Raw genomic sequence first — 21,750 nt, 5'->3', positions numbered from 1 at the left:
CCCGAGACCGCCGAGGCCCTCGAGGCCGTCGGCATCACGACCCCCTTCCCCATCCAGGAGATGACCCTCCCGGTCGCCCTCTCCGGCACCGACGTCATCGGCCAGGCCAAGACCGGCACCGGCAAGACGCTGGGCTTCGGCCTTCCGCTGCTGGAGCGCGTCACCGTGCCCGCCGACGTCGAGGCGGGCCGGGCGAAGCCCGAGGAGCTGACCGACACGCCGCAGGCGCTCGTGGTCGTCCCCACCCGTGAGCTGTGCACGCAGGTCACCAACGACCTGCTCACCGCCGGCAAGGTGCGCAACGTCCGCGTGATCGCGATCTACGGCGGCCGCGCCTACGAGCCGCAGGTCGAGGCCCTGAAGAAGGGCGTCGACGTCGTGGTCGGCACCCCCGGCCGGCTGCTGGACCTCGCGGGCCAGAAGAAGCTGAACCTCTCGCACGTCAAGTCGCTCGTCCTCGACGAGGCCGACGAGATGCTCGACCTGGGCTTCCTGCCCGACGTCGAGAAGATCATCCAGCTGCTGCCGCCGCGTCGCCAGACCATGCTGTTCTCGGCCACCATGCCGGGCGCGGTGATCGGTCTCGCGCGCCGCTACATGTCGCAGCCCACGCACATCCGCGCCACCGCGCCGGACGACGAGGGCGCGACCGTCGCCAACATCACACAGCGCGTGTACCGGGCGCACTCCCTGGACAAGCCCGAGCTGGTGGCCCGCATGCTGCAGGCCGAGGGCCGCGGCCTGGCGATGATCTTCTGCCGTACCAAGCGGACGGCCGCGGACATCGCGGAACAGCTCGCCCGTCGCGGTTTCGCCTCCGGCGCCGTCCACGGCGACCTGGGCCAGGGCGCGCGCGAGCAGGCTCTGCGCGCCTTCCGCAACGGCAAGGTCGACGTGCTGGTGTGCACCGACGTCGCCGCGCGCGGCATCGACGTCGAGGGCGTCACGCACGTGATCAACTACCAGACGCCGGAGGACGAGAAGACGTACCTCCACCGCATCGGCCGCACGGGCCGCGCGGGCGCCACCGGCACCGCCGTGACGCTGGTCGACTGGGACGACATCCCGCGCTGGCAGCTGATCAACAAGGCGCTGGACCTGAAGTTCAACGACCCGGCCGAGACGTACTCCACGTCTCCGCACCTCTTCGAGGAGCTGGGCATCCCCGCGGGCACGAAGGGCGTGCTGCCGCGTGCCGAGCGCACCCGCGCCGGTCTGGACGCGGAGGAGCTCGAGGACCTCGGTGAGCCCGGCGGCCGCGGTGCGCGCTCCGGGCCCCGCACCAGGACGGCCGAGCGTTCCGAGCGTTCCGAGCGTCCCGCCCACACCCGTACGCCGCGTCAGCGGCGCCGCACCCGTGGCGGTGCCCCGCTGGAGGCGGAGGCGGCCGTGACCGCCGAGGCCCCGGCCGCCGTCGAGGAGACGACGGAGGAGGCGCCGCGCACTCCGCGCCGTCGCCGCCGGACCCGGGTGGCCGCGACCGTGGAGGCGTCCGCCGTGGCGACGGCCGAGGCACCGGCCACCGAGGCCCCCGCCGAGGAGCCGACCAAGCCCCGCCGCCGCACCCGCGCCAAGGCCACCACCGCCGAGACCGCGACCGAGGCACCCGCCACCGAGGCCCCCGCCGAGGAGCCGACCAAACCGCGCCGCCGCACCCGCGCCAAGGCCACCACCGCCGAGACCGCGACCGAGGCACCCGCCACCGAGGCCCCCGCCGAGGAGCCGACCAAGCCCCGCCGCCGCACCCGCGCCAAGGCCACCACCGCCGAGACCGCGACCGAGGCACCCGCCACCGAGGCCCCCGCCGAGGAGCCGACCAAGCCCCGCCGCCGCACCCGCGCCAAGGCCACCCAGCCGGAGGCCTGAGCCGTTCGCTGAGGGCCCGTCATCCCGCCCGGGATGACGGGCCCTCGGCCGTGTCACGGCGCCGGCGGGCGGCCACGTGCGCCGAACGCCCCGGTAACCTCGTCCGCATGAGCCGGCCGCCCACCTTCCGCCCGCCCGCCTGCGCCCGCGCCTACGCGCTCCGCACCGGCCGCGGGGACTTCGCCGTGCTGGACGCCGAGCCGGACGGGGACGGCCCCGCCCGCAGGGGGACGGCGCTGCTGCTGCCCGGTTACACCGGCAGCAAGGAGGACTTCATCGCGCTGCTGGAGCCGCTCGCCGCGGCCGGCTTCCGGGCCGTCGCCGTCGACGGCCGCGGCCAGTACGAGAGCGACGGGCCCGACGACGAGTCGGCCTACGCGCAGTCCGAGTTGGCCCGGGACGTGCTCGCCCAGGCAGCGGCGATCGGTGACGAGCCCGTGCACCTGGTCGGGCACTCGCTGGGCGGTCAGATCGCCCGGGCCGCCGTCCTCCTCGACGTGCACCCGTTCCGGTCCCTGACGCTGATGTCGTCCGGCCCGGCCCGTATCTCCCCCGCACAGCAGCACAAGGTCAAGCTGCTGGGCGACGCGCTCGCGGTGATGGACATGAGCGAGGTCTGGGAGGCCATGCGGGCGCTGGACCCGCCGGAGGAGGCCGCCACCGACGGCGAGGAGCTGCGGCGCCGTTGGCTGCGGCACCGCCCCGCGCAGCTGCTGGCCACCGGCAGACAGCTCACCGTGGAACCGGACCGGGTCGACGAGCTCGCCGCCGTGGGGCCGCTGCCCAAACACGTGCTGTCGGGCGAGCGGGACGACACCTGGCCGGTGCCGCTGCTGGACGAGATGGCGGTGCGGCTCGGGGCGTTCCGTACGGTGATCGAGGGCGCCGAGCATTCGCCGAACACGGACCGGCCGGAGCCGACCGCGGCGGCCCTGGTGGCCTTCTGGTCCCGGAACTGAGACGTCCGCTCCCGGCGCGGGCCGTGCGGTCTTCGGGCCGGCTGCCGGCCCTCGGGACGGCCGTCCTGGTCCCGGACCGACCGTACGGCTTCAGAACTGGGCGTGCAGGTGCTCCCAGAAGCCGTCCCGCAGCGCCCGCCGCAGATGGGCGTAGCCGCGCAGGGAGTGCTTCAGGAGCTTCTCCGCCTCGATGAGCAGGTCCTGGTCGACGGGTCCCGGCAGGTAGGGATGCCCCGGAAGCAGCTCCGCCATCGGGTCCCGGCCGCGTTCGGCCAGCCAGGTGGCGGCGATCTGCGCGCCGACGAAGCGCACGTCGTCACGGGAGGGCGGCGGGCTGTCGTCCTCGTACGTCGTCACGGGCCTGCGGGTGACGTACGGCCGGCAGAAGTCGAGGTCGAAGGTGCGCTGGCTGTCGACCTCCCAGAGCAGCGGTTCCGCCTGGTTGCGGCCCTCGGCCGCCTCTATGCCCCACAGATGGACCCGTGCGCCGTATCCCTGGGCGGCCTCCACCGCCGAGACGAGGTCCTCGTCGCCGCCGACGAGCGCCGCGTCGCTGATCGCCCGGTGCCGGGCGAGTGACTCCAGGTCGGTGCGTATGAGGGAGTCGACGCCCTTCTGCTGGTTGTTGGCGTTGAGATTGCCGAGCCGGACCTTGACGTCGGGCAGTTCCGCTATGGCCTGCTGCTCGGCGGTGTGGATGCGGCGCCGGGCGCCGTCGTACCAGTAGACGCGCAGCAGCCGGCTGTCCGCGAAGATCGTGCGGGCCTTGTCGATGAACGCCTCGATGAGCCCTTCGGCGTCGAGGTCGAAGGAGCGCCGGTCCTCCGTGCCCGCCACAAGCAACCCGGCCGCAGCATAGACGTAACCGGCGTCGACGAAGATGGCATGCGTGGACGGGGTCTTGGCGACCTCGGCGAGCATGCGCTGGAGCAGCTCGTTGGTGCGCTCCAGGCGGGCGCTCATCTCGGAAAGCTCAGAGTCGTTCATGACGACCCCATTGTGAGCGGGCCGGGCCCTACCTGCCAGTAGTTAGCCATCCGAAAATTTTCTTTAGCGTAGGGAATGTTTGTAGACAGCATTCCGTTGAGAGGTACATACACAGACGGCCAGAGGGGAGCTCTACATGCGCTTCGAGATCATGCGACTCGACGATGTCGACGGCACCGCCGTGGACAGCACCGTCGTGGACGCCGCCTCCGTGAGCCGGATGGTGCAGCAGGCCGCCGCGATCGGCCAGCGCATCTACATCCGGCCGGCCGAGGCCTCGGCTTCGTAACGCCTTCAGGCGCCGGCGCCCCCGAACGGAAAGGTTCCGTTCGGGGGCGCAGTGCTGAGCGGGGCGGGGCCCCCGGCCGGTCAGGAGCCCTGGATCACCTGGGTGATTCCGTTGATGATCTGCTGCACGGCGATCGCCGAGAGCATCATGCCCGCCAGCCTGGTCACCAGCACCACACCGCCGTCCTTGATCACGCGGATGATCAGCAGCGAGTAGCGCATGGTCAGCCACAGGACGACGTGCATCGCGACGATCGCGGCCCACACCGAGACCTGCTCGGCGACGCCACCGGCGTTCTGGACCGCGAGGATGACCGAGACGATCGCACCGGGACCCGCCAGCAGCGGCATGCCCAGCGGTACGAGCGCCACATTGACGTCCTTGGTCTGCTTGGGTTCGTCGGTCTTCCCGGTGAGCAGGTCGAGCGCGATGAGCAGCAGGAGCAGACCGCCCGCGATCATCAGTGCGGGGACGGAGACGTGCAGGTAGTCGAGGATCTGCTGGCCGAGGATGCCGAAGACGGTGATCACACCGAAGGCGACGGCGACCGCCTGCCAGGCCATCCGGCGCTGGACCTTGACGGGGCGGCCGGAGGTCAGGCCCAGGAAGATCGGGGTGATCCCGGGGGGATCCATGATCACGAACAGGGTGAGGAACAGGGAGCCGAAGACGGCGACGTCGAACACGGTGAGGCCTTGCAGAAGTGTCGGACAACGGGGTGGTGGACGAGGAGGGAGTGCCGCGAGGTCCGTGCGCCCTGAGCGCACGCGGGTGTCCCGCGGGCGGCTCGGACGGCGGACGCCGGCACAGGCCGGCACACGCACGGAGGGCGTGCGGGCCGGACTCCGGACGGAGAGATGGGGTCAGACCTGGCGGCGGGACGTTCCGCCCGTGCCCGGGACCGGGAACGCGCCGGTGGCACGGCGGGTGATCTCGCCGTAGACCTCGGGGTCGGTGGTGTAGTCGCCGAGCAGACAGGTCTTGCGGCTGCCGTGGTAGTCACTGGAACCGGTGGGCAGCAGACCGAGTTCCGCGGCAAGTCCGCGCAGCCGGGCCCGAGTCGGCTCGTCGTGGTCCATGTGGTCGACCTCGATGCCGTCGAGGCCGGCCTCGGCCAGCCGGGCGATGACGTCCTCGGACACGACGTCGCCGCGCTTCACGGCGAGCGGGTGGGCGAAGACCGTGACCCCGCCGGCGGCCTTCACCAGACGGACGGCCTCGAACGGGTCGAGCTCGTGCTTCTCGACGTAGGCACGGCCGCCGTTGGCGAGCCAGTCGGGGGTGAAGGCGGCGGACACGTCCGGGACGACGCCGAGCTCGACGAGCGCGGTGGCGACGTGCGGTCGGCCCACCGAGCCGTCGCCGGCTATCCGGGAGACCTGCTCCCAGGTGACCGGCACACCCAGTTCCCGGAGCTTGCCGACCATGGCCCGCGCCCGCGGCACCCGGTCGTCCCGCACCAGCTCGCGCTCGCGCGCCAGCTCGGGCTCCTCGGGATCGAAGAGGTACGCCAGCATGTGCAGGCCCACACCGTCGGTCCGGCAGGACAGCTCGGCGCCGGTGACGAGGGTCAGGCCCTCGGGCAGTGCGGCGATCGCCTCGGCGTGGCCGCCCACGGTGTCGTGGTCGGTGAGCGCCACGACGTCGAGTCCGGCGGCCGCCGCGCTCCGGACCAGCTCGGCCGGGGTGTCCGTACCGTCGGAGGCCGTGGAGTGGGTGTGCAGGTCGATGCGCACGACGCGGGACTCCAGGGCTCGGGGCGGACGGGCTGACGCTCCATCGTAACGGCGCTCCGGACACCGCCCCGACCGGCTCGTCACGTGGAGGCCGTCACGGACCGTGCGTGCGCCGGGGCCGGGGACGCGCCCCCGGCGCTCCCGCGACGCCCGTCGGGCCCCGGCACGGATCCGCCCGACGGCCCCGGGCGCGCCCGGGGCACCTCCGGCGCGGACCGCCCGGCGTCACATCAGCAGGCGCGGCGACAGCGCCCCGCAGGGCAGCAGTTCGAGTTCCTGGCCGGCGTCGCGCAGATCGGTCAGTATCAGTTCGTCGTACATCAGCAGCCCGGTCGACTCGGGCCACACGATCGCCCACAGCCACAGCCCCCGTGCCTCGCCCGCGAACACCGCGCGATCCTCCGGGGCGTCGTCGACGTGCCAGAGCGGTGTCGGCCGGCCCGCGGCGAGGACCTTGGCCTGGGGGGAGGTGTCGACGGTCATGTGCGGCCCGGGGTCGGGTCCGTCGATGCCGGCGAAGCGGGCGCCGAGACCGACGCCGAGTTCCTCGGCGACGAGGAGCAACTCCCCCACGCCGCCCAGGGGTCCGGGACCGGAGCAGGCCACGGCCGTGGCGCGGCCGCCGCTGCGGTCGTCACCCGCGTACGCGACACCGGTGAACAGCCAGCCGACGGGGAGCGGCCACGGCATCCACACGGGAACCTTGGCACGGGCCACCACCACGCTGAGGGCCTCGACGCTCGGCGGGATGACGGGCTGCAGCGGATACACGGAACCGTGCACGTCGCACTGCCACGTGTCGGCGAAGAGACCGGGCGCCCTGACCCGGCCACCACACTTCGGGCAACTGGGTTCGCCCCTCATAGCGCCCCACGGTCCTACCCGTCCGGCGCCGCGTCAAGGACGATCACCTGTCCCGCACGGCGGATTCACCCGCCCTCAGCAGGCAGAGCCATTTACGTCCTGCACTAGTTAGCCTTGCTAATTAATTGTCTGCATACAGCAACGACCTGGACGGGAGAAGCGGAGGAGCACCCACGCGCGCGGGGGATCCGTTCACCGGAGGGACCGGCGGGGACGGACGGGCGGGCTCGTCGGGTCGGGCCGGCCGGGGCCCCGGGAACGCCCTCTTCGTCTCGACCTGGCTCGCCGTCATCCTGGGCGCCGCAACGGGCGGGAGCACCGCGGCGATCCTGCCGTACGAGTCCGCGCTCGGCCTCGGCATGGCCTGAAGGGCCGCTCGTTCCTCCGACGCCCCGCGCCCGGTGGCGAGCGACGGCTACCACTTCGTGCGCCGGTTCGCAGCGGCGGCCGCCCGGTTCCCGGCGCCGAAGATCGCGGAGTGGACCGACGTCCAGGTGCCCTTCGTCGTCGCGGGCGCCGCGGCGGTGTGCGCGGCGATCGCCCGGGCCCGGCGCTCCGCGCCACCACCGAGGCGGCCGGCGCGGTACCGGTGCACACGTCCCGCGACGGCGTGGCGGTGTTCGCCGACTGAACCCGGCCTCGAACGCCGACGGGCAACCGCCGGCCGTCACGCTCCGGGTCCGCCAACTCGACCATGAGATGCGTCACTTCACGCCTCGCACACGAGGACTGACATCACGTCAGGGGCACGGGTTTCCGCAGCGGATCGCGCAGGTCCGTGCCGTGCGTCAGCCACCGCTCCTGGAGCTTCCCCGCACCGTGGACCCGCTTCCACGCGGCCTCGTTCGGCGTCATCGGGAGCAGGGGCAGAAAGCGGACCGGGTCCATCGGCTCGTCGAGTTCGAGGTCCTCGACCAGGCCGCCGGACTCCCCGACCAGCACCGAGGTGAACGGGGCACCCGGCCACAGCGGCCCACCCACGTCCATGGAGTTCCCGGGGGCCACGATCACCCCTTCCACCTGCGGCGACGAGGCAAGGACGGCGAGCGGACGCAGCACCTTGTCCGTGTCCGCGAGCCCGGCGCGCACCGACAGGACGAGCTCGGCACGCGGGCCCTTCACGGGGTCGGCGACGACGTCGTCGGGGTCGGTCATCGGCCGGCCGGACATGCCCAGCGTCGCGTACCGGACGACGTCCCCGTCGATGAACCGGAGCACCTCGATCCGGTCCGTACCGAGAAACGTCACCGCGGCGCGCGCGTCCGGTTCGCCCAGCGCGCTGCGCAGCCGTGCCTCGACCAGAGCAAGAACTTCTCCCATCCCGCGAGCATAGATCGCATCAGGAACGGGCAAAGGAAGGGATTGACCCTCAGTCGGCTGATAGGCTTGGCCGCCTGTTCGGGACAACATGCAGAAGCATGGTTCTCGGATCCCGACGACACGTCTTCCCCCACGGGGGACCGGCCGGAGGAGGTGGGGCTGCGATGGATCGAAGTCGACCGTGCAGTACCGGCCGCTCTTCCGCGCGACTCCTCCCCTCGTTCCGCTGAGGGCTCTCCGCACCGTCAGTTCCATGGCACCGCGCATGACGGAAGAGCACGACTCCCCTGCCTGACTGTCTGTAGCGAACGCCGTCACCGCGTCCCGCGGTGCCGCCCGCTTTGCGGACGTATCGAGACACGTCCTCATTCCGGGCTGTGCCACGCCTCGCACCGGCGGCCTCTCCGTGAAGGAGCCTGCCATGTCGATGATCCGTGACCTGCGTCAAGCGGTCCGCCCCGCCCTGCGCAAGAGCAGCGGCCCGTACAGCGCGTACGACGCCACCCGCGACCCCTCCGCCTCCACCGCCGTCGTGGACTGCGCGGTCTACCGCGACGGCAAGCGCCTCGAGAACACCGGCTGCCTCACCCCGCGCGAGGCGATGCTGCGCGTACGGGAGGGCGGCGGCTTCGCCTGGATCGGCCTGCACGAGCCGACGGAGGAGGAGTTCTCCGGCATCGCCGCCGAGTTCGGCCTCCACCCGCTGGCCGTGGAGGACGCGGTGCACGCCCACCAGCGTCCCAAGCTGGAGCGGTACGACGACACCCTGTTCACGGTCTTCAAGACCGTCCACTACGTGGACCACACCGAGCTGACGCCGACCAGCGAGGTCGTCGAGACCGGCGAGGTGATGTGCTTCACCGGGCCGGACTTCGTGATCACCGTCCGGCACGGCGGCCAGGGCTCCCTGCGCAACCTCCGCCACCGGCTGCAGGACGACCCGGAGCTGCTCGCCAAGGGCCCCTCCGCGGTGCTCCACGCCATCGCCGACCATGTCGTGGACGGCTACATCGCGGTCGCGGACGCCGTACAGGTCGACATCGACGAGATCGAGATCGACGTGTTCTCCGCGCCGTCGAAGGGCAGCACCCGGGGCACCGACACCGGGCGGATCTACCAGCTCAAGCGCGAGGTGCTGGAGTTCAAGCGGGCCGTGACCCCGCTGCTGCGGCCCATGCAGCTGCTGAGCGAGCGTCCGATGCGGCTGGTCGACCCGGACATCCAGAAGTACTTCCGTGACGTCGCCGACCACCTGGCCCGGGTGCAGGAGCAGGTCATCGGCTTCGACGAGCTGCTGAACTCGATCCTGCAGGCCAATCTGGCGCAGGCCACCGTCGCCCAGAACGAGGACATGCGCAAGATCACGTCCTGGGCCGCGATCATCGCCGTGCCGACGGCGGTCTGCGGGATCTACGGCATGAACTTCGACCACATGCCCGAGCTCCACTGGCGGTACGGCTACCCCATGGTGCTCGTGGGCATCGTCGGGATCTGTCTCGCCATCCACCGCACGCTGAAGCGCAACGGCTGGCTCTAGGCGTGCTGGCCGGACAGGTGGGTCACCCATCTGTCCGGGCAGGTGGGTGACGCGGCTGGCTGCTGTGGGCGATCGCAGGGCCGAGGATCATCCTCGTACCGGACGTACGCGGACGACTCCGACAACGCGGCGAGCGTGCATGCCAGGCTTCGCGGGCCAGCAGGGACTTTCGCAAGACGCCCTAATAGGCTGCGGGGCATGAACGACGCTTCCGCCCGCCCCGCAGAGGACCCCCTGCTCGCGCAGGCCCTCGTGGAGGAGGCCACGAAGAAGTCCGGCCTCGTCTGGGTCCGCGGCGACGGCCCGGACCGGGCACTGTGGCATGCGTGGCACGACGGCGCGGCGCATGTGGTCGGCGACGGTCCGGGCGAGCAGCCCCTGCCCGGACTGGCCGACGGCTCGACCGCCGAGGTGACCGTGCGCAGCAAGGACAAGGGCGGTCGGCTGGTCTCGTGGACCGCCGCGGTGACCGAGCTGACGCCGGGTTCCGAGGCCTGGGAGGCCGCCGTCGGCGAGCTGAAGGGCAAGCGGCTCAACGCCCCGGACGGCGAGCGGATGACCGAGCGCTGGGGCCGCGAGTGCCGGGTGCTGCGGCTGGAGCCGCGCGAGTCGACCACCGAGCACCCCGAGGGCTCCCTGGCCGCCGCGCCGCTGCCCACGGCGGCCACGACCCGGCGGCCCGCCCCGGCGGCCCTGCCGCGGCTCCTCCGCCGCGGCCGCAAGGGCCGCTGAAGGACCCCCTCCGGGGGGCCGTCGGACCACCCGGCCGCCGACCGTCCGGCCCGACGGCCCGGAACCGCGCGGGACCGGCTCGGCCCGGCGGGCCCAACGGCTGGAGCGCGCCGGCTCAGCTAGTCGCTGGCACGCGGGAGCTGGCGCCCGTAGTCGACCGTCTCGCCCTTGGCGGGGGCCTCCAGCGGGAAGTCCTGGCCCCAGTCCCCCAGGGTGAGGACGCCCGCGTCGCCCGCCCGGTCCAGCTGCAGGGGGTACGGCTTGCCCTCCAGTGAGACCGCGAGCGTCCCCCCGTTGCCCTCGCCGCCCATGATCTCGATGGTGCGGACACCGCCGATGCTGCCGCGGTCGCCCTTGCTCAGCTTGCCGTGCAGCCCCAGCAGGCCGTCGAGCAGCACGTCCATGTCGGTGAAGCCGCGCAGCTGCTTGTACGCCGGATCGTCCTGGGGCACCTTCACGTACTTGTCGTCCAGCTTCTCCGCGGCTGCCTCGTCCTCCTTGCTGGGACCCTCCGCGTCGTCGCCCTTGCCGTCGGAGTCGGCGTGCACCCAGAAGCCCGCGTCGGCCTTCAGATAGAGGGCGTCCTCGATCCGCAGCAGCTCGAACGTGGAGTTCTTCGAGGTCACCGAGCCGACCCCGCCGGACTTCTTCAGCCGCATGTTCAGCTTGTACGTGCCGCCCTTGGACACCAGCGTGCCCGCCACGCGCACCGCGTCCGCCGCGTCGGCCGCCGCCTTGGCCTTCTTCTCGATGGCGACCGCCTCCAGCTTGCCGACGCCGTTCGTTCCCGCGTCCGGGTCCTCGCCGCACCCGGTGAGGGCGGTGACCAGCGCCGCGCACAGCGCGACGGTGAGCGCGGCCCGGCGCACAGGGGCTGCCGGACCCGGGGGGAGAGCGGTCACGAGCGCACTGCCTCTCATACGCGTGGGGGGTGGCAGACCGCAGCGTACCCGGGGTCGCAGGGCTGACCGGAGGGCAGTCGTCCGGACCGTCGGCGACAGCGCCATGGATCGGTACGGGCTAGCCTGAAGCCGTTGAACGATGCCATTTCGGAGCAATCCGTTTCGCTCCTCGGACGATCCCGGCGGTTCACTCCGGTGCCGCCGCGGCGGTGGAGGAGGCGCTGAGCATGACGGCAGACGGCCCCCGGATCTTCGTCTCGCATCTCGCCGGGGTCCCGGTCTTCGGCCCCGACGGCGGCCCGGTCGGACGCGTGCGGGACCTCGTGGCCACGTTCCCGGCCGACCGCCCGCCCCGGCTCGTGGGACTGGTCGTCGAGGTGCCCGGGCACGGCCCCGTCTTCGTGCCCGTTTCCCGGGCGACCGGCGTCGAGTCCGGCCAGGTCACCGTGTCCGGCCCCGTGAGCATGCGCCGTTTCGACCCGGGGCCTGACGAACGGCTCGTCCTCGGTCAGCTGCTGGACCGCCGGGTCCGGCTGGCGGACTCGGGCGAGGAGGTCACCGTCCTGGACGTCGAGGTGCACCGCCACCCGGCCCGCGGGCACTGGGAGGCCGACCGGATCTGCGCCCGCCGCGACCGGGGTGGAACCGGCCGGCACCGCGGTGAGGCGCTGGCCGTCGACTGGTCGGCGGTGACCGGCCTGCCGCCCGATGAGCCCGCGGCGGGCCAGGGGTGGCGCGGGGGTGCCCGGGAGCAGCGCGCGGAAGCGGAGGTCGAGCAGGAGCGCACGGCGCGCGCCATGATGAGGACCGAGCCGGTCGTGGTGCCGCCGGACGCCACCGCCGCGAACGCGCTGGCCCGGATCGGGGAGCGGGAGCTGATCCAGGCGATGGCGGCCCAGGTGTACGTCTGCAGGTCGCCGGTCGAGCCGCCCACGGGCCCGTACCTGGGCACGGTGCCCGTCCGGCGGCTGCTGCGCAGTGCCCCGGACGCCCCGGTCGCGCCCCTGGTCGACACCGAGCTGCCTCCGCTGGACCCGGACACCCCGCTGCCGGCGGTCAGCTGCTGCCTGGCCGCCTACGACCTGGTCGCGGCCCCCGTGGTCGACGACGACGGGGCGTTGCTGGGCGCGGTGACCGTCGACGCCGTGCTGGACCGTCTGCTGCCCGACCACTGGCGGGAGTCCGAGTACGGGATGACGGACCCCGACGGGACGGAACAGGCGGAGGGCGGGACCGACGTGGGTGGGGAAGCGCCGCAACGGCCCGCCACGGCCGCGCTATTCCCGTCCGGGCCCGCGGGCGGACGTGACGAAGGCGACCGCTGACGGGAGCCCCCGGGGCGGTGTCCGGCGCCGTACCATCGTGCGTATGGTTACGGAAGACGCGGTGCGCGACGCACTGGCGACGGTGAACGACCCCGAGATCAACAAGCCGATCACGGAACTCGGCATGGTCAAGTCGGTGGAGATCGGCTCCGACGGCGCGGTCGCCGTCACGGTCTATCTCACCGTCTCCGGCTGCCCGATGCGCGAGACGATCACCCAGCGCGTCACGGACGCCGTCTCGGGCGTCGAGGGCGTCACCGGCGTCGAGGTCGCCCTGGACGTGATGAGCGACGAGCAGCGGCGCGAGCTCGCGGCCGCCCTGCGGGGCACGACCGCGGAGCGCGAGGTCCCGTTCGCCAAACCGGGCTCGCTGACGCGCGTCTACGCGGTCGCCTCCGGCAAGGGCGGCGTGGGCAAGTCCTCCGTGACCGTGAACCTGGCCGCGGCCATGGCCGCCGACGGACTGAAGGTCGGTGTCGTCGACGCCGACATCTACGGCCACAGCGTGCCGCGCATGCTCGGCGCGGACGGCCGTCCCACCCAGGTCGAGAACATGATCATGCCGCCGTCCGCGAACGGCGTGAAGGTCATCTCGATCGGCATGTTCACCCCGGGCAACGCGCCGGTCGTCTGGCGCGGGCCGATGCTGCACCGTGCGCTGCAGCAGTTCCTCGCGGACGTCTACTGGGGCGATCTGGACGTGCTCCTGCTCGACCTGCCGCCGGGCACGGGTGACATCGCGATCTCCGTGGCCCAGCTGGTGCCGAACGCCGAGATCCTCGTCGTCACCACTCCGCAGCAGGCCGCGGCGGAGGTCGCGGAGCGGGCCGGCTCCATCGCCGTCCAGACCCACCAGAAGATCGTCGGTGTCGTCGAGAACATGTCGGGCCTGCCGTGCCCGCACTGCGACGAGATGGTCGACGTCTTCGGCACGGGCGGCGGGCAGGTGGTCGCGGACGGACTGACGAAGACCACGGGCGCCCAGGTGCCGGTGCTCGGCCAGATCCCCATCGACGTGCGGCTCCGTGAGGGCGGCGACGAGGGGAAGCCCGTCGTCCTCACCGACCCCGACTCGCCGGCCGGCTCGGCCCTGCGGGCCATCGCCGGCAAGCTCGGCGGCCGGCAGCGCGGTCTCTCCGGCATGTCGCTCGGCATCACCCCGCGCAACAAGTTCTGACGCGGCCCTCCTCCCGGCGACACACGACTGCCCACGACCCCGGCCGGGGTCGTGGGCAGTCGTCGTCCTCGTCGAGGCGGGCCGGAGCAGCCCGGCGTCCTCCGCGCGGTCTACGCGTACGCGTCGAGGTCCTGCACCACGGAGAAGCCGAGCCCGTACGCGCTCAACCCGCGCCCGTACGCCCCGATGTGCACCCCGTTCCCGGTCGAGCCGGCGAGCACCCAGCCGAACTCGGACTCGCGGTAGTGGAACGGCATCGGCACCCCGTCCACCGGCAGGGACAGCTCCGACCAGGCGGCACCGGAGAGGTCGTCCGCGAGCTCGAAGGCGGTCTCGGTCTGCTGGTCCAGCCAGTCGTCCCGCAGGGAGTGGTCGAGCTGTGCCGGCCAGGTGCAGGCCAGCAGGCCGGAGCCGGCCAGCCAGGCGGCCGAGGAGACGGTGGTGGCGTCCAGGACGCCCGTACCGTCACCGGTGTGCCGCATCGGGCTCGAGGCGACCGTGACGACGACGGCGAAGCGTTCCTTCTCCGCACCGGCGGCGTCGGACTTTATCGACGGCTCGTCGCCGTGCCCCATGGAGCCGTGCTGCACCGAACCGTCCGCGGCGGTGCCGACCTGCATCAGCCAGCGCGGCCCGGTGAACGCCTCGTCCAGGCCGTACCAGGGGAAGGGGGCGCGCAGATAGCCGTCGACGGTACGCCGGGCTGCGGGCACCCCCTCAGCGGTGGAACTGCTGGGCGAATCCTGCGCCCCTACCCGACTCGTCGTCTCCATCTACCCGGCCGCCTCCTTGGTCAGCGAGGTCCGGAACGGCCCGCCCCCCGCGGGCGTCCTCGATCCCGGACAGATGGAGGATAGCCACCCGTCACCGACTCGTTGGGATTGACGGCGGTAGGGGGCCTCAGGTGGCGTCTGCGTCGAAGGGCGGGCGCTCGCCCTGATCGGGCCTTTCGCGCTTCTTGAGGAGATCCGGGGTCGTACCGCCGCCCGGCGCGCCGCCGACACCGGCGCGCACCGAGCCGTCGGGCTCCTTGCCGTTCACGGCGTCGGCGACCTCGTTCATCTCCTTCTTGAGGTCGAAGCTGCCGCGGATCTCCTTGAGGTCCTCGTTCTCGGAGAGCTGCTTCCGGATGAAGGCCTTGGGGTTGAGGTCCTCGAACTCGAAGTCCTTGAACTCCGGGCCCAGTTCACTGCGGATGTCGTGCTTCGCGCTGTCGGAGAACTCCCGGATCTTGCGGATGAAGCGCGAGACGTCCTGGACGACCTTGGGCAGCTTGTCCGGGCCGAAGACCAGCACGGCGAGGACCACGAGCGTGACGAGCTCGAGTGCGCCTATGTCGTTGAACACCTTGCTGCTCCTCGTGTTCTCGTTCTCCGTGCCCGCAGCGCTGGGACGAGCGGGGCCGGCTCCACGGTACCCGGCAAATCTGTCCCGACGGTACCTTCGGGATGTCCGTCACGTGCCGGTCGACGAACCGAGCGTCACCGCCCTGGTCTGCTCCTTGCCGTCGCGGAGGACCGTGAGCTCCAGCCGGTCGCCGGGGCGGTGCGCACGGATCTTGACGATGAGCTCCTCGCCGTTGTGCACCCGCTGGCCGTCGACCTTGGTGATGACGTCGCCCGGCCGGATGCCGGCCTTGGCGGCGGGCCCGCCCGCGGTGACGGACGAGGCCCCGTCCTTGCCCTTCTCGCCGACGCGCGCACCGTCCCCCGAGTACTGCATGTCGAGGCTGACGCCGATCACCGGGTGGGTGGCCTTCCCGGTGTTGATCAGCTCCTCGGCGACCCGCTTGCCCTGGTTGATGGGGATGGCGAAGCCGAGGCCGATGGATCCGGCCTGCCCAGAGCCCGCGTCCGGGCCGGACCCGCCGTCCGCGGCACGAATGGCGCTGTTGATGCCGATGACCCGGGCCCTGGAGTCGACGAGCGGCCCGCCGGAGTTCCCCGGATTTATCGGAGCGTCGGTCTGCAGGGCGTCGACGTAGCTGACGTCGCTGCCGTCGCCCTTCTCCCCGCCGGCGGTGATCGGGCGCTCCTTGGCGCTGATGATTCCGGCGGTCACGGTGTTCTGCAGATCGAAGGGCGCGCCGATGGCCACGACCGGGTCGCCGACGCGGACGTTGTCGGAGTTGCCCAGCGGCAGCGGCTTGAGGCCGGAGACCCCCTTGACCTTGACCACGGCGAGGTCGTAACCGCTGTCCTTGCCGACGAGGGTGGCGCGGGCCGTCTCGCCGCCGCTGAAGGTGACGGAGATGTCGCCGGAGCGGCCGGCCGGGGAGACCACGTGGTTGTTCGTGAGGATGTGTCCCTGGGCGTCCAGGACGAATCCGGTGCCGGTGCCCTGCTCACCGCCTCCGCTGACGTGCAGCGTCACCACACCGGGGAGGGCGCTGGCGGCGATCCCGGCGATGCTGTCGGGCGCGCGGTCGGTGCCCTCCGGTCCCGCCTGCGGCAGTTCGACGGTGGCGATCCCCCCGTTGCGTTCGAGATAGGCGCCGACACCGCCGCCGAGGACGCCGGCGAGCAGCGCGAAGGCCAGGGCGCCGGCGAAGGCCATGCCACGGCGGGACTTCCTCTTCGGCGGCTCGCCGGTCCGGATCAGGATCCCGCCCGGCGCACCCCAGGGGTCGTACTGGCGCCACTGCTCCGGTACGGGGGCCGCGTGCGGCGCGGCGGCCGGGGCGGGCAGCGGGGCCGGTGCCGGGGAGCCCGGGTAGCCGCCGGCGGCCGGGTACTGCGGCGAGGGGCCGGCGGCCCCGTGGGGGTGCTGCACCGGCGGTGCGGGCGCCCAGGGCCCGGGTCCGCCGTACGGCGGTGTGCGGTACTCGTCCGGCTCGTGGAGGGGCCGCGCGCCTTCGCCGGAATGCCCGGCCGCGGGGTCGCCGGCCGGGGCCGGTGCGTGGTCCTGGGCCGCCGGGGCCGGTGCGTGGTCCTGGACCGCCGGGGCGTGGGCCCCGCGTGCGATGCCGTTCCGGGCCGCCGGGGACTGCGGATCGCGGGCAATGCCGTCCTGGCCGACACCGCCCGTGAGCTGCGCGGCGGCCGCGTGGGCGTGCGCGCCCGCGTCGGGAGCGACGCCGGCCGGCACGTCCGTGTGGATGTCCGCGCCCGCGTCGGGCAAGGCACCGGACGGCACGCCCGCGTGAGCGTCCGCCGCGGCAAGCGAGGCACCGGACGACACCGGCACGTTCGCGTGAGCGTCCGCGCCCGCGTCGGGAGCGACGCCGGCCGGCACGTCCGTGTGGATGTCCGCGCCCGCGTCGGGCAAGGCACCGGACGACACCGGCACGTCCGCGTGAGCGTCCGCGCCCGCGTCGGGCAAGGCACCGGACGGCACGCCCGCGTGAGTGTCCGCGCCTGCGTCGGGCGCGACGGCGGTCGGCGCGCCCGCGTCGGGCGAGGCACCGGACGGCGCGCCCGCGTGGATGTCCGCGCCCGCGTCGGGCAAGGCACCGGACGACACCGGCACGCCCGCGTGAGCGTCCGCCGCGGCGAGCGCGACGGCGGACGGCACGCCCGCGTGAGTGTCCGCGCCCGCGTCGGGCGCGACGGCGGCCGGCACGCCCGCGTGGATGTGCGCGCCCGCGTCGGGCGAGGCACCGGACGGCGCGCCCGCGGTGGCGTCCTGAGGCGCGGGGTCCTGGGGTGGCGCACCGTCCGCGTACGTCCCGCCGGACTGCGGGGCGGCGGCCGGGGCCGCCTCGGCGACGGAGTGGGCCGGGGCGCTGTCCGTCCGGCCCGCAGGCGGTGCCTGCTGCGCCGCCCGCGTCGCAGGTGCGGGGGCGGGAAGCGGGTACTCGGGCCGGTCGTCCACGGGAGCTCCCGGGACGACGGCCGTCCGGTCGTCGCCCACGGGGGCGGCTCCGGCCGTGGCCGCACCTGCCTCGGGCGCCGCCGCCGTGCGGGCCGCGTCGGCGGGCGACGACGGCTCGGGGTGGGCCGGACGGCTCCACCACTTCGGCTTGGGACCCGTCGGCTTCCCGTTCTCCATGCTCTCCCCGCAACTGCCGCTCCGCGTGCCCCGCCGGCACCGTCCCCTGGATTCAACCAGGTTTGCGGATGGCGTCCTACAGTGCGCCCGCCTCCCCGAACGAGCGCTCCCCCGTCAGCGCCGGGGCGGTGCCGCGAGCCGGCTGGGCAGCGGGGACGCGGAGGGGCTGGGGCCGGGGGCCGTGGCCAGCTGGAAGTCCGAGTCGGCCGGCCGCGCCGGCGACGGCGTGGTACCGCCGGTGAGCAGGGGCGACGCCGCGAACGGATGGGACAGCGGCCGCGCATGGACGAAGGTCTGCGGGGCCACCGCCACCACGGGGGTGCTGCTGGTGCCGCCGCCCCGTCTGCGGTTGGCCTCCAAGCCCGCGCCGGTGGTGGCCGTACGCAGGGGGGTCACGTTGTTGCCGCGGTTGTCACCGCGGGCGGAGACATCGCCGGTGGCGGCGAGCGGCAGCGTCCCTCCCAGGGCGATCGCGGCGAACGACACCGCGCTGGCCGCGGCGAAGGCGAACCTCCGGCCGCGCCAGGGGGAGCGCTCGGCCTCCTGCCGTGCCACGTCGTGGATGCGGAACCCGGCCCCCGGGCCGCCGTCCGGCAGGCCGTGACCGCCCGGGACGTACCCGAAGCCGTTCGGGGTCACCCCGAAGACGCCATCGCCGGGACGTCCCCGGCCGAAAGGACCTCCCCGCCCGTCGTCATCACCTCCGGGCGGACCCGCGGGAAGCCCCTGGAGCCGCGCGAGCAGGCCCTCGGAGGGCGGCGGCGGGGCGGCCGTCGCGAAGACGCTCTTCAGCCTGCGCTGTGCATCGGCCTCGGCCTTGCACTTGGGACAGGTCGCGAGGTGGGCCAGGACCCGCTCGCGCACGTCGTGTGTCAGCTCGCCGTCGACCAGGGCGGCGAGCCGGTCCCCCAGATGCTGCTCCGCGGGGGTCGGACCGGTGCCGCTCACGCCGTCCCGCCCTCCCCGGCCACGCCCGCGAGGGAGCGCTGCTCGGCACGCGCCTCGGGAGAGCGGTGCTGCAGGGCCTTGCGCAGGTGGGAGCGGCCGCGGTGGATCCGGCTGCGGACGGTGCCGAGCTTGACGCCGAGCGTGGCGGCGATCTCCTCGTACGACAGCCCCTCGATGTCGCAAAGCACGACGGCGGCGCGGAACTCGGGTGCGAGGGTGTCCAGCGCCTGCTGGACGTCGGCGTCGAAGTGGGTGTCGTTGAAGACCTGCTGCGGTGAGGGCTCCCGGCTGGGAAGCCGCTCGGCCGCGTCGTCGCCCAGTGCGTCGAAACGGATGCGCTGCTTGCGGCGGACCATGTCCAGGAACAGGTTCGTCGTGATGCGGTGCAGCCAGCCCTCGAAGGTGCCCGGCGTGTAGGTCGACAGGGAGCGGAAGACGCGGACGAAGACCTCCTGGGTGAGGTCCTCGGCGTCGTGCTGGTTTCCGGTCAGACGGTAAGCGAGGCGGTAGACCCGGCCGCTGTGCGTGCTGACGATGTCCTCCCACGAGGGAGGGGTCCACGCCTGCGATTCCGCATCCGGTGCGAACGTCGCGGTGGGTACGGAGTCGGTCTGGCCGGAACGGGCGTCAGCGGTGTCGGTCACGGATTTCGGCTCACCCGCCGACCCGAGAAGGCGCCTCAGCACCCCTCTCCGATCCACAGGCGCAGCCGCACCTCCCCTGTCGGCTCTGGTGGTGTCCAGTGGAGCCCCTACCATAGCCACCTCGCCCGTTAGCTCCGGATAAGAATCTTTACGCGAATTTGGGAACGGGTGCCTCTCGTCCCGCGCCTTTCCCCCGCTCTTCCATAACGCCCGGTCCCATCTGCGGGTTCCCGTGCGCAGCGGATACAGTCACGGTTGCGCCAACTACGGGGACAGGAGAGGGTCATCACCGCCAACCGGCAGACGAGCTGGGCGTTCGCCGACGCCTTTGTCGCCGAGGACGAAGCACTGCACTGGGCCCGTGACCGGGCCCGGGAGGCGGGGCTGCCCTCGGTGTCGCCCGGCACGGGCTCCGCCCTGCGTCTGCTGGCCGCGACGGCGGACGCGAAGGCGGTGGCGGAGATCGGCACCGGCACCGGTGTCTCCGGTATCTACCTGCTCCAGGGCATGCGCCCGGACGGCGTGCTCACCACGGTCGACCCCGAGCCGGAGCGCCAGCAGTTCGCGCGCGAGGCGTTCCGTGCCGCGGGCTTCGCGGGCAACCGGGCGCGCTTCATCCCGGGCCGCGCTCTCGACGTACTGCCCCGGCTGGCGGACGGCGGGTACGACCTCGTCTTCTGCGACGGCGACCGGCTGGAGTCGCTGGACTATCTAGCTGAATCGTTGCGCCTGCTGCGACCTGGGGGCCTCGTGTGCTTCGAGGGCGTCTTCGCGGACGGCCGCACGGTCGATTCGGCGGCACAGCCGGGCGAGGTGCTGCGGGTGCGGGAACTTCTGCGCACGGTACGGGAGAGCCAGGAACTGCTGCCGTCACTGCTCCCGGTGGGCGACGGGCTGCTCTGCGCGGTGCGCCGCGGCTGACGCTCGCGCACCGGGACGCCACGGGCCGGGGAGCCAGGGGAGCCGGGGACCGATACGGAGAACCGGCGCCCCGCGTCGCACCCGGGCCGGGCCCGCCGACGGGCGATCCCCCATGACGCGCACGGAGGCGGGTAGGCGGTCTCCGGGAACGGCACTGCCCCGGCGCAGCGAGGTGCCGAGCCGGGGCAGTACAGAAAGGTGTGGGCGCTTCCGCGTCAGCCGACGACCTTCTTGAGGGCATCGCCGAGGGCGTCGGCCTCGTCCGGAGTCAGCTCGACGACAAGCCGACCGCCGCCTTCGAGCGGAACGCGCATGACGATGCCCCGCCCCTCCTTGGTCACCTCGAGCGGGCCGTCGCCCGTCCGCGGCTTCATGGCCGCCATGCTCGTTCCCCTTCCTGAAACCAGCTCATCGTCAGCCGACGGCCCCCTGGGTGGGCACACGTCACCGGCATCGAACACATTGCTTCCCAGCCATTATCCCGCATCCCAGGACCCGATGACCAACATCAGTCGGCATCGCTTGCGCAACGCGCTTTCGCAAAACCACCCAATTCGGGGATCCGCCTGCGATACTTCGCCCCCGCCCGGGCACCAGCGCCCCGGACCGGGGCCGGGATTTCTTTGACGCAGGTCACATACCGGCGCGTAGGTCGGCCCCGGCGATCTCCGCCATGCTGGGCTCGACATCACTGCCCGAGGTGCGAAGGGGACCCCTGACATGGCCGACACCGTGCTGTACGAGGTGAGCGACGGACTCGCGACGATCACGATCAACCGGCCGGAGGCCATGAACGCGATGAACGTCGAGGCCAAGGTCGCCCTCCGGGACGCCCTGCAGGCGGCCGCGGCGGACGCCGGCGTACGGGCGGTCCTGCTGACGGCGACGGGCCGCGCGTTCTGTGTGGGGCAGGACCTCAAGGAGCACATCTCCTTGCTGGTCTCCGACCGCGAGTCGGGCACCGGTCACACGATGAGCACCGTCCGCGACCACTACAACCCCATCGTGCGCGCGATCACCGAGATGCCGAAGCCGGTGGTGGCGGGCGTGAACGGCGTCGCCGCGGGTGCCGGCATGGGTTTCGCGCTGGCCGCCGACTACCGGGTCGTCGCCGACACCGCCAAGTTCACGACGTCCTTCGCCGGGGTCGCGCTGACGGCGGACTCCGGGGTCTCCTGGACGCTCCCGCGGCTGATCGGTCCCAGCAGGGCCGCCGACCTGCTGCTCTTCCCGCGCTCGATCACGGCGCAGGAGGCGTTCGACCTCGGCATCGTGAACAAGCTCGTACCGGCCGACGACCTGGCGGCGGAGGCCGCCGCGGTCGCCCGCGCCCTGGCCGACGGCCCGACGCTCGCGTACGCCGCGATCAAGGAGTCCCTCGCGTACGGGGCCGGCCACACGCTGAGCGAGACGCTGGAGAAGGAGGACGAACTCCAGACCCGGGCCGGTGCCTCGGAGGACCACGCCATCGCGGTCCAGGCCTTCATCGCCAAGGAGAAGCCGAAGTACGTGGGCCACTGAGGGCTCGGCCCCGGGCCGGTGCCGCCCCGGCA

The 21,750-nt window shown here is 72.9% G+C and carries 21 protein-coding genes and 2 pseudogenes; 11 read left to right on the top strand and 12 right to left on the bottom strand.

From position 1 onward, the window contains the following. The first annotated feature begins 60 nt into the window (after positions 1–60). Both QRN89_RS22735 and QRN89_RS22730 read left to right on the top strand, forming a co-directional pair. Positions 61–1,866, top strand: a complete 1,806-nt coding sequence (locus tag QRN89_RS22735) for a DEAD/DEAH box helicase (RefSeq protein ID WP_290351230.1) — start codon at positions 61–63, stop codon at positions 1,864–1,866. 107 nt (positions 1,867–1,973) lie between these two features. After that, positions 1,974–2,825 (top strand): alpha/beta fold hydrolase, encoded by an 852-nt coding sequence (locus QRN89_RS22730; protein ID WP_290351229.1) that lies wholly within the window; start codon positions 1,974–1,976, stop codon positions 2,823–2,825. 90 nt (positions 2,826–2,915) lie between these two features. Here the strand turns inward: QRN89_RS22730 and QRN89_RS22725 are convergent, their stop codons facing one another. Beyond that, complete coding sequence (locus QRN89_RS22725) at positions 2,916–3,788, bottom strand: NYN domain-containing protein (RefSeq protein WP_384072786.1); 873 nt, start codon at positions 3,786–3,788, stop codon at positions 2,916–2,918. A 160-nt stretch (positions 3,789–3,948) separates the two neighbouring features. Between QRN89_RS22725 and QRN89_RS22720 the strand changes: the two genes are divergently transcribed. Then, positions 3,949–4,101 carry a DUF8834 family protein gene (locus tag QRN89_RS22720; protein WP_290351227.1) on the top strand — a complete coding sequence of 51 codons (153 nt, stop codon included), beginning with the start codon at positions 3,949–3,951 and terminating at the stop codon, positions 4,099–4,101. Positions 4,102–4,181: 80 nt separating this feature from the next. Here QRN89_RS22720 and QRN89_RS22715 read toward each other — a convergent pair whose 3' ends face one another. The 3 genes from QRN89_RS22715 to QRN89_RS22705 form a co-directional block, all read right to left on the bottom strand. Continuing rightward, positions 4,182–4,787, bottom strand: a complete 606-nt coding sequence (locus tag QRN89_RS22715; protein WP_290351226.1) for a MarC family protein — start codon at positions 4,785–4,787, stop codon at positions 4,182–4,184. A 177-nt stretch (positions 4,788–4,964) separates the two neighbouring features. Further along, positions 4,965–5,837 carry a PHP domain-containing protein gene (locus QRN89_RS22710; RefSeq protein ID WP_290351225.1) on the bottom strand — a complete coding sequence of 291 codons (873 nt, stop codon included), beginning with the start codon at positions 5,835–5,837 and terminating at the stop codon, positions 4,965–4,967. Positions 5,838–6,062: 225 nt separating this feature from the next. Next, positions 6,063–6,701 (bottom strand): DUF6758 family protein, encoded by a 639-nt coding sequence (locus QRN89_RS22705; RefSeq protein ID WP_290351224.1) that lies wholly within the window; start codon positions 6,699–6,701, stop codon positions 6,063–6,065. A 233-nt stretch (positions 6,702–6,934) separates the two neighbouring features. On the opposite strand from QRN89_RS22705, the pseudogene QRN89_RS35840 reads away from it, so the two are divergent. Together QRN89_RS35840 and QRN89_RS22695 are read left to right on the top strand one after the other, a co-directional pair. Continuing rightward, positions 6,935–7,066 (top strand): annotated as a pseudogene (locus QRN89_RS35840) (MFS transporter); the annotation flags it as partial. A gap of 18 nt (positions 7,067–7,084) precedes the next feature. After that, a pseudogene (locus tag QRN89_RS22695) lies at positions 7,085–7,332 on the top strand (MFS transporter); the annotation flags it as partial. A 104-nt stretch (positions 7,333–7,436) separates the two neighbouring features. On the opposite strand, the gene QRN89_RS22690 reads toward QRN89_RS22695, so the two are convergent. After that, the gene (locus tag QRN89_RS22690) at positions 7,437–8,021 is read right to left on the bottom strand and encodes a suppressor of fused domain protein (RefSeq protein WP_290351222.1); all 585 of its coding nucleotides are present in this window, start codon (positions 8,019–8,021) and stop codon (positions 7,437–7,439) included. 421 nt (positions 8,022–8,442) lie between these two features. On the opposite strand from QRN89_RS22690, the gene QRN89_RS22685 reads away from it, so the two are divergent. Together QRN89_RS22685 and QRN89_RS22680 are read left to right on the top strand one after the other, a co-directional pair. Continuing rightward, positions 8,443–9,558 carry a magnesium and cobalt transport protein CorA gene (locus QRN89_RS22685; RefSeq protein WP_290351221.1) on the top strand — a complete coding sequence of 372 codons (1,116 nt, stop codon included), beginning with the start codon at positions 8,443–8,445 and terminating at the stop codon, positions 9,556–9,558. A gap of 198 nt (positions 9,559–9,756) precedes the next feature. Further along, positions 9,757–10,290, top strand: a complete 534-nt coding sequence (locus QRN89_RS22680; RefSeq protein WP_290351220.1) for a hypothetical protein — start codon at positions 9,757–9,759, stop codon at positions 10,288–10,290. Positions 10,291–10,409: 119 nt separating this feature from the next. On the opposite strand, the gene QRN89_RS22675 is transcribed toward QRN89_RS22680, so the two are convergent. Then, positions 10,410–11,192, bottom strand: coding sequence for a hypothetical protein (locus tag QRN89_RS22675; protein ID WP_290351219.1), 783 nt, complete (start codon positions 11,190–11,192; stop codon positions 10,410–10,412). Positions 11,193–11,419: 227 nt separating this feature from the next. Here QRN89_RS22675 and QRN89_RS22670 point away from each other — a divergent pair, with 227 nt between their 5' ends. Continuing rightward, positions 11,420–12,517 (top strand): CBS domain-containing protein, encoded by a 1,098-nt coding sequence (locus QRN89_RS22670; RefSeq protein WP_290351218.1) that lies wholly within the window; start codon positions 11,420–11,422, stop codon positions 12,515–12,517. Positions 12,518–12,560: 43 nt separating this feature from the next. Then, entirely contained in the window at positions 12,561–13,694 is a 1,134-nt protein-coding gene (locus tag QRN89_RS22665; RefSeq protein WP_290351217.1) for an Mrp/NBP35 family ATP-binding protein, read from the top strand. Between the two features lie 110 nt (positions 13,695–13,804). On the opposite strand, the gene QRN89_RS22660 is transcribed toward QRN89_RS22665, so the two are convergent. The 5 genes from QRN89_RS22660 to sigE form a co-directional block, all read right to left on the bottom strand. Beyond that, positions 13,805–14,467, bottom strand: coding sequence for a hypothetical protein (locus QRN89_RS22660; protein ID WP_290351216.1), 663 nt, complete (start codon positions 14,465–14,467; stop codon positions 13,805–13,807). Positions 14,468–14,594: 127 nt separating this feature from the next. After that, complete coding sequence (locus tag QRN89_RS22655) at positions 14,595–15,041, bottom strand: sec-independent translocase (protein ID WP_290351215.1); 447 nt, start codon at positions 15,039–15,041, stop codon at positions 14,595–14,597. A gap of 108 nt (positions 15,042–15,149) precedes the next feature. Next, positions 15,150–16,814, bottom strand: coding sequence for a S1C family serine protease (locus QRN89_RS22650; protein ID WP_435833306.1), 1,665 nt, complete (start codon positions 16,812–16,814; stop codon positions 15,150–15,152). Between the two features lie 984 nt (positions 16,815–17,798). Next, positions 17,799–18,632 carry an anti-sigma factor family protein gene (locus QRN89_RS22645; protein WP_290351214.1) on the bottom strand — a complete coding sequence of 278 codons (834 nt, stop codon included), beginning with the start codon at positions 18,630–18,632 and terminating at the stop codon, positions 17,799–17,801. Beyond that, complete coding sequence (gene sigE, locus QRN89_RS22640; RefSeq protein WP_336546741.1) at positions 18,629–19,318, bottom strand: RNA polymerase sigma factor SigE; 690 nt, start codon at positions 19,316–19,318, stop codon at positions 18,629–18,631. The genes QRN89_RS22645 and sigE overlap by 4 nt, the downstream gene beginning before the upstream one ends. Before the next feature lie 213 nt (positions 19,319–19,531). Between sigE and QRN89_RS22635 the strand changes: the two genes are divergently transcribed. Then, positions 19,532–20,197, top strand: a complete 666-nt coding sequence (locus QRN89_RS22635) for an O-methyltransferase (RefSeq protein WP_290351212.1) — start codon at positions 19,532–19,534, stop codon at positions 20,195–20,197. Between the two features lie 215 nt (positions 20,198–20,412). Here the strand turns inward: QRN89_RS22635 and QRN89_RS22630 are convergent, their stop codons facing one another. After that, on the bottom strand, positions 20,413–20,580 hold the full coding sequence (locus QRN89_RS22630; protein WP_003966491.1) for a DUF3117 domain-containing protein: 168 nt from the start codon (positions 20,578–20,580) through the stop codon (positions 20,413–20,415). Positions 20,581–20,917: 337 nt separating this feature from the next. On the opposite strand from QRN89_RS22630, the gene chcB reads away from it, so the two are divergent. Then, positions 20,918–21,718 (top strand): 2-cyclohexenylcarbonyl CoA isomerase, encoded by an 801-nt coding sequence (chcB, locus tag QRN89_RS22625; protein ID WP_290351211.1) that lies wholly within the window; start codon positions 20,918–20,920, stop codon positions 21,716–21,718. Positions 21,719–21,750: the final 32 nt, after the last annotated feature.

Source organism: Streptomyces sp. HUAS CB01 (assembly GCF_030406905.1).
In the GTDB taxonomy this organism is placed as follows: domain Bacteria; phylum Actinomycetota; class Actinomycetes; order Streptomycetales; family Streptomycetaceae; genus Streptomyces; species Streptomyces chengbuensis.
Note: the sequence above shows the minus strand (reverse complement) of the source record. Positions and strands in the feature narration are given on the sequence as shown.

What these genes read in the sequence shown, in the direction of transcription:
- QRN89_RS22735 (WP_290351230.1), top strand. Translation starts at nt 61, where the DNA reads ATGACCCTCCCGGTCGCCCTCTCCGGCACCGACGTCATCGGCCAGGCC.
- QRN89_RS22730 (WP_290351229.1), top strand. Translation starts at nt 1,974, where the DNA reads ATGAGCCGGCCGCCCACCTTCCGCCCGCCCGCCTGCGCCCGCGCCTAC.
- QRN89_RS22725 (WP_384072786.1), bottom strand. Translation starts at nt 3,788, where the DNA reads ATGAGCGCCCGCCTGGAGCGCACCAACGAGCTGCTCCAGCGCATGCTC.
- QRN89_RS22720 (WP_290351227.1), top strand. Translation starts at nt 3,949, where the DNA reads ATGCGCTTCGAGATCATGCGACTCGACGATGTCGACGGCACCGCCGTG.
- QRN89_RS22705 (WP_290351224.1), bottom strand. Translation starts at nt 6,701, where the DNA reads ATGAGGGGCGAACCCAGTTGCCCGAAGTGTGGTGGCCGGGTCAGGGCG.
- QRN89_RS22690 (WP_290351222.1), bottom strand. Translation starts at nt 8,021, where the DNA reads ATGGGAGAAGTTCTTGCTCTGGTCGAGGCACGGCTGCGCAGCGCGCTG.
- QRN89_RS22685 (WP_290351221.1), top strand. Translation starts at nt 8,443, where the DNA reads ATGTCGATGATCCGTGACCTGCGTCAAGCGGTCCGCCCCGCCCTGCGC.
- QRN89_RS22680 (WP_290351220.1), top strand. Translation starts at nt 9,757, where the DNA reads ATGAACGACGCTTCCGCCCGCCCCGCAGAGGACCCCCTGCTCGCGCAG.
- QRN89_RS22670 (WP_290351218.1), top strand. Translation starts at nt 11,420, where the DNA reads ATGACGGCAGACGGCCCCCGGATCTTCGTCTCGCATCTCGCCGGGGTC.
- QRN89_RS22665 (WP_290351217.1), top strand. Translation starts at nt 12,561, where the DNA reads ATGGTTACGGAAGACGCGGTGCGCGACGCACTGGCGACGGTGAACGAC.
- QRN89_RS22660 (WP_290351216.1), bottom strand. Translation starts at nt 14,467, where the DNA reads ATGGAGACGACGAGTCGGGTAGGGGCGCAGGATTCGCCCAGCAGTTCC.
- QRN89_RS22630 (WP_003966491.1), bottom strand. Translation starts at nt 20,580, where the DNA reads ATGGCGGCCATGAAGCCGCGGACGGGCGACGGCCCGCTCGAGGTGACC.
- chcB (WP_290351211.1), top strand. Translation starts at nt 20,918, where the DNA reads ATGGCCGACACCGTGCTGTACGAGGTGAGCGACGGACTCGCGACGATC.